At 57.9% G+C, this 15389-nt stretch carries 10 protein-coding genes and 1 pseudogene; 6 read left to right on the top strand and 5 right to left on the bottom strand.

The window, feature by feature from the left end; all coding sequences use genetic code 11:
- Nucleotides 1–280: 280 nt before the first annotated feature.
- A complete protein-coding gene (fadD2, locus tag RYB09_RS23860) occupies nucleotides 281–1969 on the bottom strand; it encodes a long-chain-fatty-acid--CoA ligase FadD2 (RefSeq protein ID WP_122258856.1) in 1689 nt (562 codons plus the stop codon).
- 368 nt (nucleotides 1970–2337) lie between these two features.
- Here fadD2 and RYB09_RS23855 point away from each other — a divergent pair, with 368 nt between their 5' ends.
- Nucleotides 2338–2808, top strand: a complete 471-nt coding sequence (locus RYB09_RS23855; protein WP_005743244.1) for a MaoC family dehydratase — start codon at nucleotides 2338–2340, stop codon at nucleotides 2806–2808.
- A 170-nt stretch (nucleotides 2809–2978) separates the two neighbouring features.
- Complete coding sequence (locus RYB09_RS23850) at nucleotides 2979–4631, top strand: type III helper protein HopAK1 (protein WP_122280407.1); 1653 nt, start codon at nucleotides 2979–2981, stop codon at nucleotides 4629–4631.
- Between the two features lie 230 nt (nucleotides 4632–4861).
- Here the strand turns inward: RYB09_RS23850 and RYB09_RS23845 are convergent, their stop codons facing one another.
- Both RYB09_RS23845 and RYB09_RS23840 read right to left on the bottom strand, forming a co-directional pair.
- Entirely contained in the window at nucleotides 4862–5017 is a 156-nt protein-coding gene (locus tag RYB09_RS23845) for a hypothetical protein (RefSeq protein WP_005743242.1), read from the bottom strand.
- An 89-nt stretch (nucleotides 5018–5106) separates the two neighbouring features.
- Nucleotides 5107–5445, bottom strand: a complete 339-nt coding sequence (locus RYB09_RS23840) for an aspartate-semialdehyde dehydrogenase (RefSeq protein WP_122280408.1) — start codon at nucleotides 5443–5445, stop codon at nucleotides 5107–5109.
- 234 nt (nucleotides 5446–5679) lie between these two features.
- On the opposite strand from RYB09_RS23840, the gene rapA reads away from it, so the two are divergent.
- Nucleotides 5680–8526, top strand: a complete 2847-nt coding sequence (gene rapA / locus RYB09_RS23835; protein ID WP_122280431.1) for an RNA polymerase-associated protein RapA — start codon at nucleotides 5680–5682, stop codon at nucleotides 8524–8526.
- 1030 nt (nucleotides 8527–9556) lie between these two features.
- Here the strand turns inward: rapA and RYB09_RS23830 are convergent.
- On the bottom strand, nucleotides 9557–10936 hold the full coding sequence (locus RYB09_RS23830; RefSeq protein ID WP_122280409.1) for a spinster family MFS transporter: 1380 nt from the start codon (nucleotides 10934–10936) through the stop codon (nucleotides 9557–9559).
- Nucleotides 10937–11168: 232 nt separating this feature from the next.
- Between RYB09_RS23830 and RYB09_RS23825 the strand changes: the two genes are divergently transcribed.
- Entirely contained in the window at nucleotides 11169–13460 is a 2292-nt protein-coding gene (locus tag RYB09_RS23825; protein ID WP_122280410.1) for a putative bifunctional diguanylate cyclase/phosphodiesterase, read from the top strand.
- A 114-nt stretch (nucleotides 13461–13574) separates the two neighbouring features.
- Here the strand turns inward: RYB09_RS23825 and RYB09_RS23820 are convergent, their stop codons facing one another.
- Nucleotides 13575–13880 (bottom strand): DUF2288 domain-containing protein, encoded by a 306-nt coding sequence (locus RYB09_RS23820; protein ID WP_122280411.1) that lies wholly within the window; start codon nucleotides 13878–13880, stop codon nucleotides 13575–13577.
- A 29-nt stretch (nucleotides 13881–13909) separates the two neighbouring features.
- On the opposite strand from RYB09_RS23820, the pseudogene RYB09_RS23815 reads away from it, so the two are divergent.
- Both RYB09_RS23815 and RYB09_RS23810 read left to right on the top strand, forming a co-directional pair.
- Nucleotides 13910–14131: pseudogene (locus RYB09_RS23815) on the top strand (hypothetical protein); the annotation flags it as partial.
- Between the two features lie 76 nt (nucleotides 14132–14207).
- A complete protein-coding gene (locus RYB09_RS23810) occupies nucleotides 14208–15332 on the top strand; it encodes a branched-chain amino acid ABC transporter substrate-binding protein (protein WP_002554803.1) in 1125 nt (374 codons plus the stop codon).
- The last annotated feature ends 57 nt before the right edge of the window (nucleotides 15333–15389 follow it).

Genomic DNA, 15389 nt, shown 5'->3' with positions numbered 1-15389 from the left:
GTAGACGCTTTTTTCGCTTTATGACTGATCAAAAAGCGCGCCGAGAGTAGCAGCTTTGCCAAACGTCGACCAGAGGCATAAGAAGGCCGAACAGTCACCAAACAGACCATAAACAAAAAATAAGTCATTTTTAAAACTTTAAAAGGATATTTATTATTACCTTGAAAGCACCAGAACAGAGCGGTCGCCCCCCATAATTAAGGGTTTTTCAAAAAACAAGACCCCGCATGCAGCAGTCTGCAAGCGGGGTCATGTACACAAATAGAGACGATTAGGTGACTCAGGCGATGTCACGAAGCTCCCGGCGCAGAATCTTGCCTACCGGCGTCATCGGTAACGATTCCCGCAGGACAATATGCCTGGGCACCTTGTAAGCCGTGAAATTCTCCTTGCAGAAGGCCTTGAGCTCTTCAATGCTCAACCCCGGCTCGCGCGCCACCACAAACAGCTTTACAGCCTCCCCCGAACGCTCGTCCGGCACACCGATACAGGCGCAGTTGGCGACTTTCGGGTGGGCCATGACCACGTCTTCGATTTCGTTGGGGTATACGTTGAAGCCGGACACGATGATCAGGTCTTTCTTGCGGTCGACAATACTGACGAATCCGTCGGCACCAATCACCGCAATGTCACCAGTCTTGAACCAGCCTTGCGCATCCAGTGACTCGGCGGTGGCAGCCGGCTGGTTCCAGTAGCCCTTCATGACCTGCGGCCCTTGGATACACAGCTCGCCTCGCTCGCCGAAGGGCAATTCGGCACCGTCGTCGTCAATAACCTTCATCGCAGTGCCCGGCACCGGAATACCGACCGTACCCAGACGAGCCAGAGCACCGTAAGGATTGGCACTGGCGACAGGCGAAGTCTCGGTCAGGCCATAACCTTCAACGATTGTGCAACCAGTGATCTGCGCCCAGCGCTCGGCCGTGGCCTTGACCAGCGCAGTACCGCCGGAATTGGTGCTTTTCAGCGCCGAGAAATCCAGACTCCTGAACTGCGGATGGTTCATGAGCGCCACGAACAGTGTGTTAAGGCCGATCATGGCGGTGAACTTCCACTTGCCCAGCTCCTTGATGAAGCCGCCAATATCGCGAGGGTTGGTAATCAGGATGTTGTGATTGCCGCTGATCATCATGCACATGCAGTTCGCCGTGAATGCATAGATGTGATAAAGCGGCAACGGCGCGATCATTACCTCTGTGCCCTCCTCAAACAGCGAGCCGCCTTCGGGACGCTGCTGGCGCATGCAGGCATAGACTTGTTGCATGTTGGCGACCAGATTACCGTGAGTGAGCATCGCGCCCTTGGCCAGCCCCGTGGTGCCGCCGGTGTATTGCAGCACGGCAACGTCGTCCAGACCTCGCGGCACGACCTGCATCCGGCTATCACGCCCCAGGCGAAGCGCACGCTTGAAGCCGACGGCCTGGGGCAAATGGAATGGCGGGACCAGCTTTTTGACCTTGTCGACGATGGTATTGACCAGCCACCCCTTGGCAGGTGACTGCATGTCGCCCATCTTCACTTCGATCAGGTGTTCAATTGCAGTGTCGGGGAGCACTTCCTGCACCAGCTTGCCGAACAGGTTGAGGTACACCAGCGCCTTGGCACCAGAGTCCTTGAATTGATGGCGCATCTCGCGTGCGGTGTACAACGGATTGGTGTTGACCACGATCAGGCCGGCGCGCATCGCACCAAATACGGCAATCGGGTATTGCAGGATGTTGGGCATCTGTACGGCAATACGGTCACCCGGCACCAGTTGTGTGTGCTGCTGCAGATAACCTGCGAAGGCGGCAGAGTGACGCTCAAGTTCGGCGTAGGTCAGGGTCACGCCCATATTGCTGAATGCGGGTCGGTCGGCAAACTTTCTGCAGCAGCGCTCAAATAACTCAATGACCGACTGATAGGTCTGTAAGTCCACCTCGGAGTCAACACCTGCCGGACGCTTGTCATCCCAGAAATCACTTTGCATTATTTTTATCCTCTTCCCTGCGTAGGCCTGGCCCGACGTTAGCAGTTAAAACGTCTCAGGCAAATAATCGGCCGAGCGTCATCAGCAGCATGAATCTTGCCTCCGTTCAGACTGAAATCTGCCGACGACGATACACTGCCAATTGCAGGCGGCCCGCTAATCAACAGGCTCTCGATACCGCAACAGCAGTATTCTCATGACATTCGCTTATTATTTGCCTTGAATGTGATCCGGGCAGCCCCGGCAAGCGTCTGAATGATCTTGTCCGCGCAATGGCGGCGGCAGGTCATCAAGTGTTACAAATCAAGGCTAAGTCGGATTGCACGAACCGGCCCGCTTCAATCCATTTTTATTGTCAGGACAGCCACATGACTCAAGTCACCAACACGCCTTACGAAGCCCTTGAAGTCGGTCAGACCGCCAGCTATAGCAAGACTGTGGAAGAGCGTGACATTCAACTGTTCGCCGCCATGTCCGGCGACCACAACCCGGTTCACCTGGACGCCGAATACGCCGCCAAGACCATGTTCAAGGAGCGCATCGCTCACGGCATGTTCAGTGGCGCGTTGATCAGTGCGGCCGTTGCGTGCGAGCTGCCTGGGCCGGGCACCATTTACATCGGTCAGCAGATGACCTTCCAGAAACCGGTAAAACTGGGCGACACCCTGACTGTGCGCCTGGAAATCCTGGAAAAACTGCCAAAGTTCCGAGTGCGCATCGCAACCCGCGTTTTCAATCAGAACGATGAGCTGGTTGTGGACGGCGAAGCCGAGATCCTCGCCCCACGCAAGCAGCAGACCGTCGACCTGACCGTATTGCCCGAGATCACCTTCGGCTGATACCGCGCATGGGCGTGCGCCACACAATGCGTACGCCAGACTCGCCAGTGGCTTGAACAAAAAATTCATGATGCATCCGGAACTGCTTTCCTGCGCTTTCCACTCAGGAAACCAGCGGCACTCTCTATCCGGATCACGAATTGTTCATCCCACAGGCGGGGAAATCAGCCATGAATATGATCAACAGAAACTATTACCCCGTCTCCGGGATTCCTGCGCAGGATGCCACTGCACAGACTGATCAAGCGCAGTCGCAAGGCCAGGGCATCAAGCCGGGCCACAATAGCAACCTGATCGACTTCGGCCTGATACAACAGGCCAACGGCCCGCACTCCTCGTTGAACACACTAAGCTCCAGAGTCCAGCCGACTGATACAAGCGCGTCTTCAAACATGCTGGGCGGTAACGGTGAGCAGGTACTGAACAAACTGGTGGCAGCCATTCGTAGCTTCCTCAAGGAACTGTTCTCTCTTTTACGCGGCAATCAGCAACAGGACGCTACACCGCCTGCACAGACTCAACGCGAACAGACACCGACGCTCGCTCAATCGCCCTCTTCCTCATCGTCGCCTTCGACGCCTCAGGGCAACGCAGAAAAACCCTTTGTGGTGCAGAACGATCACCCATCAGAAAAACCTGTATCACTGCAAAAAAATACAGAGCCGACGCCCGCTGCACCTTCACAAATAGCACCTTCACAAACACCACCGTCACACGCAGCCCCTCGCACCGCCGAGCGAAGCAGTGTCCCTCCAGACAAGACACCGACCAGGCCCGATGCGGTAAAACCAGCAGTGGTCCATGACCCTGCGTTGCCGAAAACCTCGACGGCCACCATCGCCACGCCGGATAACACAGTCAAAGCAGCAAAACCCGCCACACCGGCCGCACACGGCCCGGGCGCGGACATGTCAGGCATTGTGGGTTTCGCCAAAGACGCTGGCACGACCGGCGGTAACGGCGGCCAAGTGGTCACTGTGAATACCGTGGCGGAACTCAAGGAAAATATGGAAGACGACACCGCCCGTACGGTGCGTCTGGGAGCTAACTTGTCTGCCGACAGCAAAGTGACCATCAATTTCGGAGCCAACAAAACCCTGCTGGGCACCGACAAGGGCAACACTCTGCACAACATCTATCTGGCCAGTGGCAAAACCGCGAGCAACGATATTTTCCAGAACCTCAACTTCAACCACGACAGCCGTTACCGTGAAAACGGTGACATGCAGATGTTCATCAGCAACGGCAAGAAGTACTGGATCGATCAGAACACCTACACCGGCACCAAGGATCAGAACCCCAAAGGGCTGGATAAGCTGCTCTACGTGGGCGGGACGGCGGATAAAGTCAGCCTGACCAATTCAAAGTTTCAGAACAACGAATATGGGGTGATTCTGGGCCAGCCCGATGATTCTCCGGCTGCCAAAGCCGCCTACAAGGGCTATCCGCAGATGACCATTGCCAACAACGTCTTCAGCAACCTGGATGTCCGGGCCCCAGGCCTGATGCGTCACGGACAATTTCATGTGTACAACAACTCCATCGACAAATTCCACCTCGGCTTCACTGCGACGGGGGATGCAACGATTCTGTCGCAGTCCAACTATTTCGCAAAAGGCGTAGATGTTTCCAACAAGGCAAGTAACTCCGGCGTGCTGGATGACTACGGCGACGCCCACTTCAAAGACATCGGCAGTAACGTCAGTTTCACCCAGAAATCACCGCTGACCGCCTGGTCGCCGAGCTATAACCGGGACGTGAAAACAGCCGAAGAAGCCCAAGCCTACAACCTGACTCATGCCGGCGCAAAAACAGTGGCCTAAAGGCCTGGACTGAAATACGGACGAAAAAAAGGGCGACCTGGGTCGCCCGAAATGCCTTGCGTGCTCACTGACAGAATGACTGGCCCTGGCCAGTCGTTCTTTTTTGTGCCGCCGATACTGCGCTGGCGACGACTGGCTGGTCGTCGTGTTGCGCCGTATTCGATGGCATCAGGTTAAACGTGGTTGCACGGAGGCACCTTGATCCAGATCAATGATGCAGAAAGGGAGTATCAGCGTTTTTTAGGCTTTTTCTTTGGCTTTTTGCTGCTTAAAGGCATTGCCTGTTCGAAGGCATTGCGCACTTCGTTGAGGCGTTTGTCGTTCAAATCGTGAACGCGCCTGGCGCGCTCTGCGCCCAGGTCGATCAATTTTTCATCGTCGCTCATGGCTTGCCGCTCTCGAACACTGGAAATCAGTGCCAATAATGCTTAATCGCAGCGGCCATGACCAGCGAAGAACCGGGCTTTCCCGCTTATCAGATCTGAATATCCACCCAGAGGCCCTGGCGCGGCTCGTCGTCGATGAGCGGTACCACAGGGACAGTGTTGTCAGCGTTCAGAGAATCCCCTGGAACGACCAGCCCCTGATATTCCTCGGCCTCTTCAGAGGTTCGACCCTGCTGCTGTTGCTGACGCTGCTGTTCTTCACGCAACAACAAGGCGCTGCGTTCGGCATCTTCGTTGCGCAGGTCGATGGATGTCTCGTTGGAGCTTTGCTGCACCGGTGCGACAGGCGGGATATCCGGTATGCGTTTGGCCGGGTCCATCTGTGATGTCACAGGCACCACACTTAACGGAAGCATAGGTTGCAGCATGGTTTTATCTCCTCTTACCGGGGTGTCGGCCGTGCACGAGGCAACTTGAACCGGGCTAAAATAGTCAGAAAATATTTATAAGATCTTTTTCGACCGCTGACAGTGAAATTAGTGTCATGGAACTAAAAATTCGATGGGTTACCAGCGCTGAAGATGAGTTTTTTCACGCTGCCTTTGGCCTTCGGTGCGCGTTCCGTTAACATACTCAGCTTTTTCAAGCGGGAGACAGGCAGCATGGCGCAGCAGTATCAACCGGGGCAACGCTGGATTAGTGACAGCGAAGCCGAGCTGGGTTTAGGCACCGTTCTGGCACAGGACGGCCGCTTGTTGACCGTGCTCTATCCGGCCACTGGCGAAACACGTCAGTACGCACTGCGTAATGCGCCGCTGACCCGCGTGCGCTTCTCCCCGGGCGATGTGATCACACATTTCGAAAACTGGAAGATGACCGTACGCGAAGTCGACGATGTCGATGGCCTGCTGGTCTACCACGGCCTGAACGCGCAGAACGAAGTGGTGACACTGCCGGAAACCCAACTGTCAAACTTCATCCAGTTCCGCCTGGCAACCGACCGTCTGTTCGCCGGCCAGATCGACCAGTTGTCCTGGTTCTCGTTGCGCTACAACACGCTCGAGCACACCAGCCGCCAATTGCAGTCCTCGCTCTGGGGCCTGGGTGGCGTGCGAGCGCAACCCATTGCGCACCAGTTGCACATCGCTCGTGAAGTCGCAGACCGCATAGCGCCACGCGTTCTGCTGGCTGACGAAGTGGGTCTGGGTAAAACCATCGAAGCCGGTCTGGTGATTCACCGCCAATTGCTGTCGGGGCGCGCCAGCCGCATGCTGATCCTGGTCCCGGAAAACCTCCAGCACCAGTGGCTGGTAGAAATGCGTCGTCGCTTCAACCTGCAGGTCGCACTGTTCGACGCCGAGCGCTTCATGGAAAGCGATGCCGGCAACCCGTTCGAAGACACCCAGCTTGCGCTGGTTGCCCTGGAATGGCTGGTCGAAGACGAAAAAGCCCAGGACGCCCTGTTTGCGGCAGGCTGGGACCTGATGGTAGTCGACGAAGCCCACCATCTGGTCTGGCACGAAGACAAGGCCAGCCGCGAATACTCTCTGGTCGAGCAACTGGCCGAAGTCATTGCCGGCGTGCTGCTGCTGACCGCGACCCCTGAACAGCTGGGCCAGGACAGCCACTTCGCCCGCCTGCGCCTGCTGGACCCGAACCGCTTCCACGACCTCAAGGCCTTCCGCGCCGAAAGCGAGAACTACCGTCCGGTGGCTCAGGCCGTTCAGGAGCTGCTCGACAAGGGCAAGCTGTCCGCTGCGGCACAGAAAACCATTCATGGCTTCCTGGGTGCCGAAGGCGATTCCCTGCTGGCGGCCGTGAATACCGGCGACGACGAAGCCAAGGCGCGCCTGATTCGAGAACTGCTGGACCGTCACGGCACCGGCCGCGTGCTGTTCCGCAACACCCGTGCCGCCGTGCAGGGCTTCCCGGAGCGCAAGCTGCATCAATACCCGCTGCCCTGCCCTGTGGAATACCTTGAGTTGCCGGTTGGCGAACACGCCGATCTTTACCCGGAAGTCAGCTTCCAGTCGCAGTCGGAAGTCAGCGAAGAAGAACGCTGGTGGCGCTTCGACCCACGCGTCGACTGGCTGATCGACACACTAAAAATGCTCAAGCGCGTCAAGGTGCTGGTCATCTGTGCCCACGCCGAAACCGCCATGGACCTGGAAGACGCGCTGCGCGTACGTTCCGGCATTCCAGCCACGGTCTTCCACGAGGGTATGAACATCCTTGAGCGCGACCGTGCGGCGGCCTATTTTGCAGACGAAGAATTCGGCGCTCAGGTCTTGATCTGCTCGGAAATCGGCAGTGAAGGCCGCAACTTCCAGTTCTCTCACCATCTGGTGCTGTTCGATCTGCCATCGCACCCGGACCTGCTGGAGCAGCGTATCGGGCGTCTGGACCGGATCGGCCAGAAACACACCATCGAGCTGCACGTACCTTTCCTGGAAACCAGCCCACAGGAACGCCTGTTCCAGTGGTATCACGAGGCGCTCAATGCGTTCCTCAATACCTGCCCGACCGGCAACGCCCTGCAGCATCAGTTCGGCCCGCGCCTGCTGCCGCTGCTGGAAAGCGGTGATGACGATGAGTGGCAAGGCCTGATCGACGAAGCCCGCACCGAGCGTGAGCGTCTGGAAAGCGAACTGCACACCGGTCGCGACCGCTTGCTGGAACTCAATTCCGGCGGTGCCGGCGAAGGCGAAGCGCTGGTTGAAGCCATTCTGGAACAGGACGACCAGTTCAGCCTGCCGATCTACATGGAAACCCTGTTCGACGCCTTTGGCATCGACAGCGAGGACCATTCGGAAAACGCCCTGATCCTCAAGCCAAGCGAGAAGATGCTCGACGCCAGCTTCCCGCTCGGCGACGACGAAGGCGTGACCATCACCTACGACCGCAATCAGGCGCTGTCTCGCGAAGACATGCAGTTCATCACCTGGGAGCACCCTATGGTTCAGGGCGGCATGGACCTCGTGCTGTCCGGCTCGATGGGCAACACCGCCGTGGCGCTGATCAAGAACAAGGCGCTCAAGCCGGGCACTGTTCTGCTGGAACTGATCTACGTCAGCGAAGTGGTTGCTCCTCGCTCGTTGCAGCTGGGGCGCTACCTGCCTCCCGCCGCGCTGCGTTGCCTGCTCGACGCCAATGGCAACGATCTGTCGAGCCGTGTGTCGTTCAACACCCTCAACGATCAGCTCGAAAGCGTACCTCGTGCCAGCGCCAACAAGTTTATCCAGGCACAACGTGACCAGTTGACCCCGAGAATCAATGCGGGCGAAGAGAAAATCACCCCTAGACACGCAGAACGCGTGGCCGAAGCACAGCGCCGTCTGGCAGCCGATACTGAAGAGGAACTGGCTCGCCTGACGGCATTGCAAGCGGTCAACCCGACCGTACGCGACAGTGAACTGGTCGCCCTGCGCACCCAGCGCGAACAAGGCCTGGCCATGCTTGAAAAAGCAGCCCTGCGCCTGGAAGCGATCCGGGTACTGGTAGCGGGCTGAAGCCTTGATACGCTCCGCGTTATCCATAAGCCTTTAGATGACTATCGTGCCGACGCTCTGCGTCGGTACGCCGTTCTGGACGCTCCGCGTCCGATCTTGCGTTTGCGGCGCGGCACACATCTGTGACGCAGAGCGTCACGCACGGCATTCCCACGCGGAGCGTGCGGAACGGCAATACAACTATCGTGCGACGCTCCGCGTCGCATGCCTTTCTGGACGCTCCGCGTCCGATCTTGCGTTTGCGGCGCGGCGCAGATTTGTGACGCAGAGCGTCACGCACGGCATTCCCACGCGGGAGCGTGCGGAACGATAACCTCAACTATCGTGCGTCGCTCTGCGTCGCATGCCTTTCTGGACGCTCTGCGTCCGATCTTGCGTTTGCGGCGTGGCGCAGATTTGTGACGCGGAGCTTCACGCACGGCATTCCCACGCTGGAGCGTGCGGAACGATAACCTCAACTATCGTGCGACGCTCTGCGTCGCATGCCGTTCTGGACGCTCTGCGTCCGATCTTGTGTTTGCGGCGCGGCGCAGTTTTGTGACGCAGAGCGTCACGCACAGCATTCCCACGCGGAGCGTGCGGAACGATGACCTTAACTATCGTGCGTCGCTCCGCGTCGCATGCCGTTCTGGACGCTCTGCGTCCGGTCTTGCGTTTGCGGCGTGGCGCAGATTTTTGACGCAGAGCGTCACGCACGGCATTCCCACGCTGGAGCGTGCGGAACGATAACCTCAACTATCGTGCGTCGCTCTGCGTCGCATGCCGTTCTGGACGCTCTGCGTCCGGTCTTGCGTTTGCGGCGTGGCGCAGATTTGTGACGCAGAGCGTCACGCAAGGCATTCCCACGCTGGAGCGTGCGGAACGATAACCTCAACTATCGTGCGACGCTCCGCGTCCGATCTTGCGTTTGCGGTGCGACGCAGATTTGTGACGCGGAGCGTCACGCACGGCATTCCCACGCTGGAGCGTGCGGAACGATGACCTTAACTATCGTTCTGGACGCTCTGCGTCCGGTCTTGCACCAGCGCAATCACTGCCTGGCCACGACAATCCCCTGCGCCAGCTCTTCCACCGGCTCGTCAGCCGCCATTCTCGCCTTCATCCGCTCGGCATCCCGGCTGAAACAGCGCGAAGCCTGATACAGGAACAGCAAGGTCAGAAACAGCGCTGCCGGGATCAGGTACATGGCATCGTGCAAACCGATGGCCTTGAAGCTTTCGCTCATCATTCCGACACCCGCAACGCCCATCGCTGCGTGGGCAAAGTGATCAGACAGCAAACCGACCACCACCGGCCCCAGCCCTCCACCCAGCAAATAAAGCCCGGCAAAGAACAGCGCCATGGCCGTGGCCCGCAGGCGCGGCTCGATCACGTCCTGAATCGCGGTGTAAACGCAGGTGTAGAAGTTGTAGGCGAACAGCCAGCCCAGACTGAACACACCCACGAACACGCCGATCCCGATCTGCCCTGCATGCAGCGCATAGCCTGTGGCCAGAGCGGCGATCAACATGCTGATGGTCGCAAACAACAGCCGTCCATTGGAAAAGCGCTGATGCAGTTTGTCGGCTATCCAGCCCCCAAGCGTCAGACCGATCAGCCCGGTGACGCCGACGATAACCCCGGTCGCCACCGCAGCTTCCTGCAAGGGCAGCAGAAAGTAGCGCTGCAACATCGGCACCATGAATGAATTGCAGGCGTAGGTCGCAAAGTTGAAGGTCAGACCGCCCAGCACCAGCCAGCGAAAGGTCGGAATCGACAGCACACGGCGAATCGGCTTTTCAATCTTCGCCTCTGACATCCGCACGCTTTCAGCCGCGCCGCGCTTGGGCTCCTTGATGAAAAAGATGAACACAGCCAGCAACAGACCAGGAACCGCAGCGATAAAGAAAGGTGCCCGCCAGCTGTCAAACGCCTTGACCATAGCGCCGATGGTAAAGAACGCCAGTAGCAGACCCAACGGCAGACCCAGCATGAAAAGCCCCATGGCCCGCGCACGCCGATGGGCTGGAAACAGATCACCGATCAGCGAGTTGGCAGCAGGCGCGTAGCTGGCCTCACCTATGCCGACGCCCATGCGCACCAGCAGGAAGGTCCAGAAACTGCCCACCATGCCATTGACCGCCGTCAACCCGCTCCAGACCGCCAGACCACAGCCCATGAGTTTCTTGCGCGACCCGTTATCGGCCATGCGCCCCAATGGCAGACCGGCGACAGCGTAGACCAGCGTGAACGCAGTCCCCAGCAGCCCCAGTTGAAAGTCGCTCAAATGCCATTCCAGACGAATGGGCTCGACGATGATCGCCGGGATAGTGCGATCAAAGAAGTTGAACAGATTGGCCAGAAAAAGCAGGAACAACGCTCGCCAGGCATTGGCAGCCTGAGTAGCGTTTTCAGCCTGGAGCGCGTTCATAAGGCATCCATCCCTTGACTCTCAGTCACTTCAATCTAGAAGCAGAAGCGCTATCTGTCTGTAAACATTCGTAACTACACATGGGACATGATGGCCTTTTATAACTATTCGTTATTGAGTCAATATCAAAATGGCAGCTCGTAGAGGTGGCAGGTTGTAAACAGCTTCTATACTCAGCTCAAACCGCCAGGTCCTGAGGCTTGGCGCTCTTGTAGTGAGAATAGGGCGTGCTATGGAGTGGCTGGGTTTGAACGTATTCGCTGGCCTCCCAGCGGACGGGCAATTATTAATCGACTGCAGTCATAACCTGTTTCTGGTAGCGCTGGCTTACGGTGTGGCTTGCGCCGCATCCTTCGCCACGCTGGATATTGCCGACCGCGTCATTCAGGTCGACGCCATCAAGAGCCGTCGCCTGTGGAAAGCACTGGGCGCGTTATGCCTGGCGGGCGGCGTGTGGGCGATGCATTTCATCAGCATGCTGGCGTTTGAGGCCCCGCTGAAAATCTCTTACGACCTGACAGTCACGCTGGCTTCCCTGCTGATCGTGCTGATCACTGCACTGGTGGCCATGAGAGCCCTGACCATCCCTGAGCTGACGCTCAGGCGCTGTCTGATCAGTTCGCTGGTCATGGGGACCGGCATCAGTGTCATGCACTATCTGGGCATGTCGGCGATGCGCTCCGCTGCCACGCAGTACTACGAACCACGGATGTTCGCGCTGTCGATCCTCGTCGCGGTGCTTTCCAGTATTGCGCTACTGACACTGTCCCGACACCTGCGTCAGTACAACGGCATGTTTCATCAGATGTTCCGCTACGGGGTGAGTCTTCTGCTGGGTGCGGGCTTGCTTACCATGCACTTGATGGGCATGAGGGCACTGCGACTGGTCATGCCCGAAGGCGCTGCGCTGCACATCCCCGGCACCGAAAACAGCCAGCAGCTAGGGCTTACCATTGCCGCCATCACGCTGCTTATCATCGCCGGCAGCATCAGCGCGGCAATGGCCGACAAGAAACTGCAAGGCAAGGAGCATGACCTGCAACGCGTCAACGCGCTGCTCAGCCAGCTGGATCAGGCCCGCGTATCGCTTCAGCAGGTGGCCCATTACGACCCTTTGACCAACCTGATCAACCGCCGGGGCTTCAATCAGATATTTGCCGAAAAGCTGCAGGAGCACACCTACAACAACGGCATGCTTGCGGTAATGTTTCTGGACATCGACCATTTCAAGCGCATCAACGACAGTCTGGGCCATGACGCCGGTGACGAACTGCTCAAGGTGATCGCCGAACGCATCCGCAGCGCCACCCGTGTTCAAGACGTGGTCTCCCGTTTCGGGGGCGATGAATTCTGCATCCTGCTGAGCATTCCGGACTACGAAGAGGCAAGGCACCTGGCCTATCGGGTCATGCAAAAAATGAAGGAAACCATCGCGCTGGCAGGAAGGCGCATGGTCATGACGACCAGTATTGGTATCGCCGTGTTCCCGCGCGACGGTTCGACCTGTGATGAACTGCTCAAACACGCAGACCTCGCGCTTTACCAGTCCAAGGGCAACGGACGCAACAGGGTCAATTTCTTCAGCCCCGCGCTCAAGACCAGGGCCAGCCTGGAACTGCATCTGGAGGAGGAACTGCGCAATGCCCTGCGCGAAGAGACTGGCCTGCAGGTCTACTATCAGCCTATCGTCGACATGCGTACCGGCCACGTTGCCAAGCTGGAAGCACTGGTGCGCTGGAATCACCCGCAACACGGTCTGTTGGCTCCCGGGCGCTTCATCGGCATTGCCGAGGCCAACGGTCTGATCGCCGAGCTGGATAACTGGGTGCTGCGCCGCGCCTGTCACGACCTGCGCACACTGCGTCAGGAAGGGCTGGAACAGCTGATCATCACGGTCAACTGCTCGGCACTCACGCTGGGCCGCGACGAACTGGTCGAAGAGGTCGAGCAGGCACTGGCCGACGCCGACGTTGCACCTGGCCGACTGGAACTGGAGGTGACCGAAAATGCGTTGATGGGCAATATCAGCAACACCATCCTGATGCTCAAGCACATTCGCAGCCTGGGGGTCTCGCTGTCGATTGACGACTTCGGCACCGGCTACTCATCGCTTGCCTATCTTAAGCGGCTGCCACTCGACACGCTGAAGATCGACCGATCATTCATCATTGATATTCCCCAGTCCCCACAGGATATGGAGATCGTCCAGGCGATTATCGTCATGGCTCATACCCTGCACCTGAAAGTCGTCACGGAAGGCGTGGAAACCCCGGCTCAACTGGAGTTTCTCAGCCAGTTCGGCAGTGATTATGTACAAGGTTACCTGTTCAGCAAGCCACAACCACTGGAGCGAATCCTGCCCCTTGCCAGGCAGATGAACGAGCGCGAACCGACTACCCGTTGGTCTGCCCTGCCACCACCGCACATGCACGGCCCGGACGTTGATGTTTCAGAACCTGACGACGTGTTCGCCGACCAGCCCGACAATGACGAATTTGCCATTCACAGGCCCATCCGCACCTGACGCCCGGCTTCACAGTCGCTGGTCGGCAGGTGTGGTTTTACGCTACGCCGACGTCGGCACAGTTACCTTCCAACTCACTCCGACAAATCGCAACGCACCAAAATAGTACGCAAATCAATTCTGCGCTCTGTTTTGAATCAGAACCCAAGGTGCCACTACTACAGCCCAGAGCGCAGGATCGGTCTCCACCAGCTCAAGCGCCTTGCTTTCCGAGACCTTGCCAACCTGCCCTTCAGCCAGCCATGCAGACACCCGTGCTGCATCATTTTCGGCCACTGCCTCGGCGACTTCGATCAAATCCAGGGGCAGTTCGACCCACAACAGGGCACCCTTGGCAAAGAATGGTTGCAATTCAGTCCAGGTGATTGATGCAGTTTCGCCAAGCAGTTTGGCATAGAGGGTGCTAGGTTCTTGCGTCATGGGTTTTCACCAGAAAGAAAATCGGCGCAATGATAGCGCCGCCTTTCCCATCGGCAAGCCCAGAAGCAGGTGATTTATCGCGGGAAAGTGCAGATAACCTTATGGATCTGAAGCGATTTCAGGGCCTCAGGCGGTTTGATTCTGTAACTTTCTTTCGATTAAGCGACACGCATCGGTTTGTCCCCAAACGCCCGGCTTTCCAAGCCAACGAGCGGCACTCTAAACTGTTCCGGTACAGTTGGCGGCGTGGGAGAACCGGTGATCGAATCCGGTCCTGGAGCCTTGGCCATCAGGATTATAAAAACTACAACGCAAGAGTGGAGCATCATGACTAAGGGTACCAATAAGCTTTCAAGGCTGTTTGCCGCACTGGTTATGGCGGGGGTTGCCAGCCATTCGTTCGCAGCTGACACCATCAAGATCGGCATCGCCGGCCCCAAGACCGGCCCGGTTGCCGAATACGGCACCATGCAGTTCAACGGCGCCAAGATGGCCATCGAGCAGATCAACGCCAAAGGCGGCGTGGATGGCAAAAAGCTTGAAGCCGTCGAATACGATGACGCCTGCGATCCGAAACAGGCCGTTGCGGTCGCCAACAAGGTGGTCAACGACGGCGTGAAATACGTGGTCGGTCACCTGTGCTCCAGCTCCGCCCAGCCAGCGTCCGACGTTTACGAAGACGAAGGCATCATCATGGTGACCCCGGCTGCCACCAGCCCGGAAATCACCGCACGCGGCTACAAACTGGTATTCCGCACCATCGGTCTCGACAGCGCTCAGGGCCCGGCCGCAGGCAACTACATTGCCGACGTCGCCAAGCCGAAAATCGTTGCTGTGATTCACGACAAGCAGCAGTACGGCGAAGGTATCGCGACAGCAGTCAAGCAGACGCTGGAGAAAAAAGGCGTCAAGGTTGCTCTGTTCGAAGGTATCAACGCAGGTGACAAGGACTTCTCGTCGCTGATCGCCAAGCTCAAGCAAGCCAACGTCGACTTCGTTTACTACGGCGGCTACCACCCGGAGCTGGGTCAGATCCTGCGTCAGTCCAAGGAAAAAGGCCTGAACGCGAAGTTCATGGGACCTGAAGGCGTGGGCAACGAGTCCATCTCGCAAATCGCCGGCGATGCGTCCGAAGGCCTGCTGGTCACCCTGCCGAAATCCTTTGACCAGGACCCGGCCAACCAGGCGCTGACCGAAGCCTTCAAGGCCAAGAAAGAAGACCCGAGCGGCCCGTTCGTTTACCCGTCCTACTCCGCCGTTCAGGTCATTGCTGATGGCATCGCCGCCGCCAAGTCCGAAGACACCGCCAAGGTGGCTGCTGCCATCCATGCTGGCACGTTCAAGACCCCTATGGGCGAGCTGAGCTACGACGACAAAGGTGATCTGAAGAACTTCCAGTTCGTGGTTTACGAGTGGCACTTCGGCAAACCCAAGACCGAAGCCGCCAAATAAGCTGCTTGCGTTAACCCTCAAAGCCCACTGCCAGCGCAGTGGGCTTTGTTTTACGAA

The organism is Pseudomonas syringae group sp. J254-4, from assembly GCF_032586855.1.
GTDB classification, from domain to species: domain Bacteria; phylum Pseudomonadota; class Gammaproteobacteria; order Pseudomonadales; family Pseudomonadaceae; genus Aquipseudomonas; species Aquipseudomonas amygdali.
The sequence above is the reverse complement of the archived record's forward strand: the minus strand, read 5'-3'. Positions and strand labels throughout refer to the sequence as shown.

What these genes read in the sequence shown, in the direction of transcription:
- fadD2 (WP_122258856.1), bottom strand. Translation starts at nt 1,969, where the DNA reads ATGCAAAGTGATTTCTGGGATGACAAGCGTCCGGCAGGTGTTGACTCC.
- RYB09_RS23855 (WP_005743244.1), top strand. Translation starts at nt 2,338, where the DNA reads ATGACTCAAGTCACCAACACGCCTTACGAAGCCCTTGAAGTCGGTCAG.
- RYB09_RS23850 (WP_122280407.1), top strand. Translation starts at nt 2,979, where the DNA reads ATGAATATGATCAACAGAAACTATTACCCCGTCTCCGGGATTCCTGCG.
- RYB09_RS23845 (WP_005743242.1), bottom strand. Translation starts at nt 5,017, where the DNA reads ATGAGCGACGATGAAAAATTGATCGACCTGGGCGCAGAGCGCGCCAGG.
- RYB09_RS23840 (WP_122280408.1), bottom strand. Translation starts at nt 5,445, where the DNA reads ATGCTGCAACCTATGCTTCCGTTAAGTGTGGTGCCTGTGACATCACAG.
- rapA (WP_122280431.1), top strand. Translation starts at nt 5,680, where the DNA reads ATGGCGCAGCAGTATCAACCGGGGCAACGCTGGATTAGTGACAGCGAA.
- RYB09_RS23830 (WP_122280409.1), bottom strand. Translation starts at nt 10,936, where the DNA reads ATGAACGCGCTCCAGGCTGAAAACGCTACTCAGGCTGCCAATGCCTGG.
- RYB09_RS23825 (WP_122280410.1), top strand. Translation starts at nt 11,169, where the DNA reads ATGGAGTGGCTGGGTTTGAACGTATTCGCTGGCCTCCCAGCGGACGGG.
- RYB09_RS23820 (WP_122280411.1), bottom strand. Translation starts at nt 13,880, where the DNA reads ATGACGCAAGAACCTAGCACCCTCTATGCCAAACTGCTTGGCGAAACT.
- RYB09_RS23810 (WP_002554803.1), top strand. Translation starts at nt 14,208, where the DNA reads ATGACTAAGGGTACCAATAAGCTTTCAAGGCTGTTTGCCGCACTGGTT.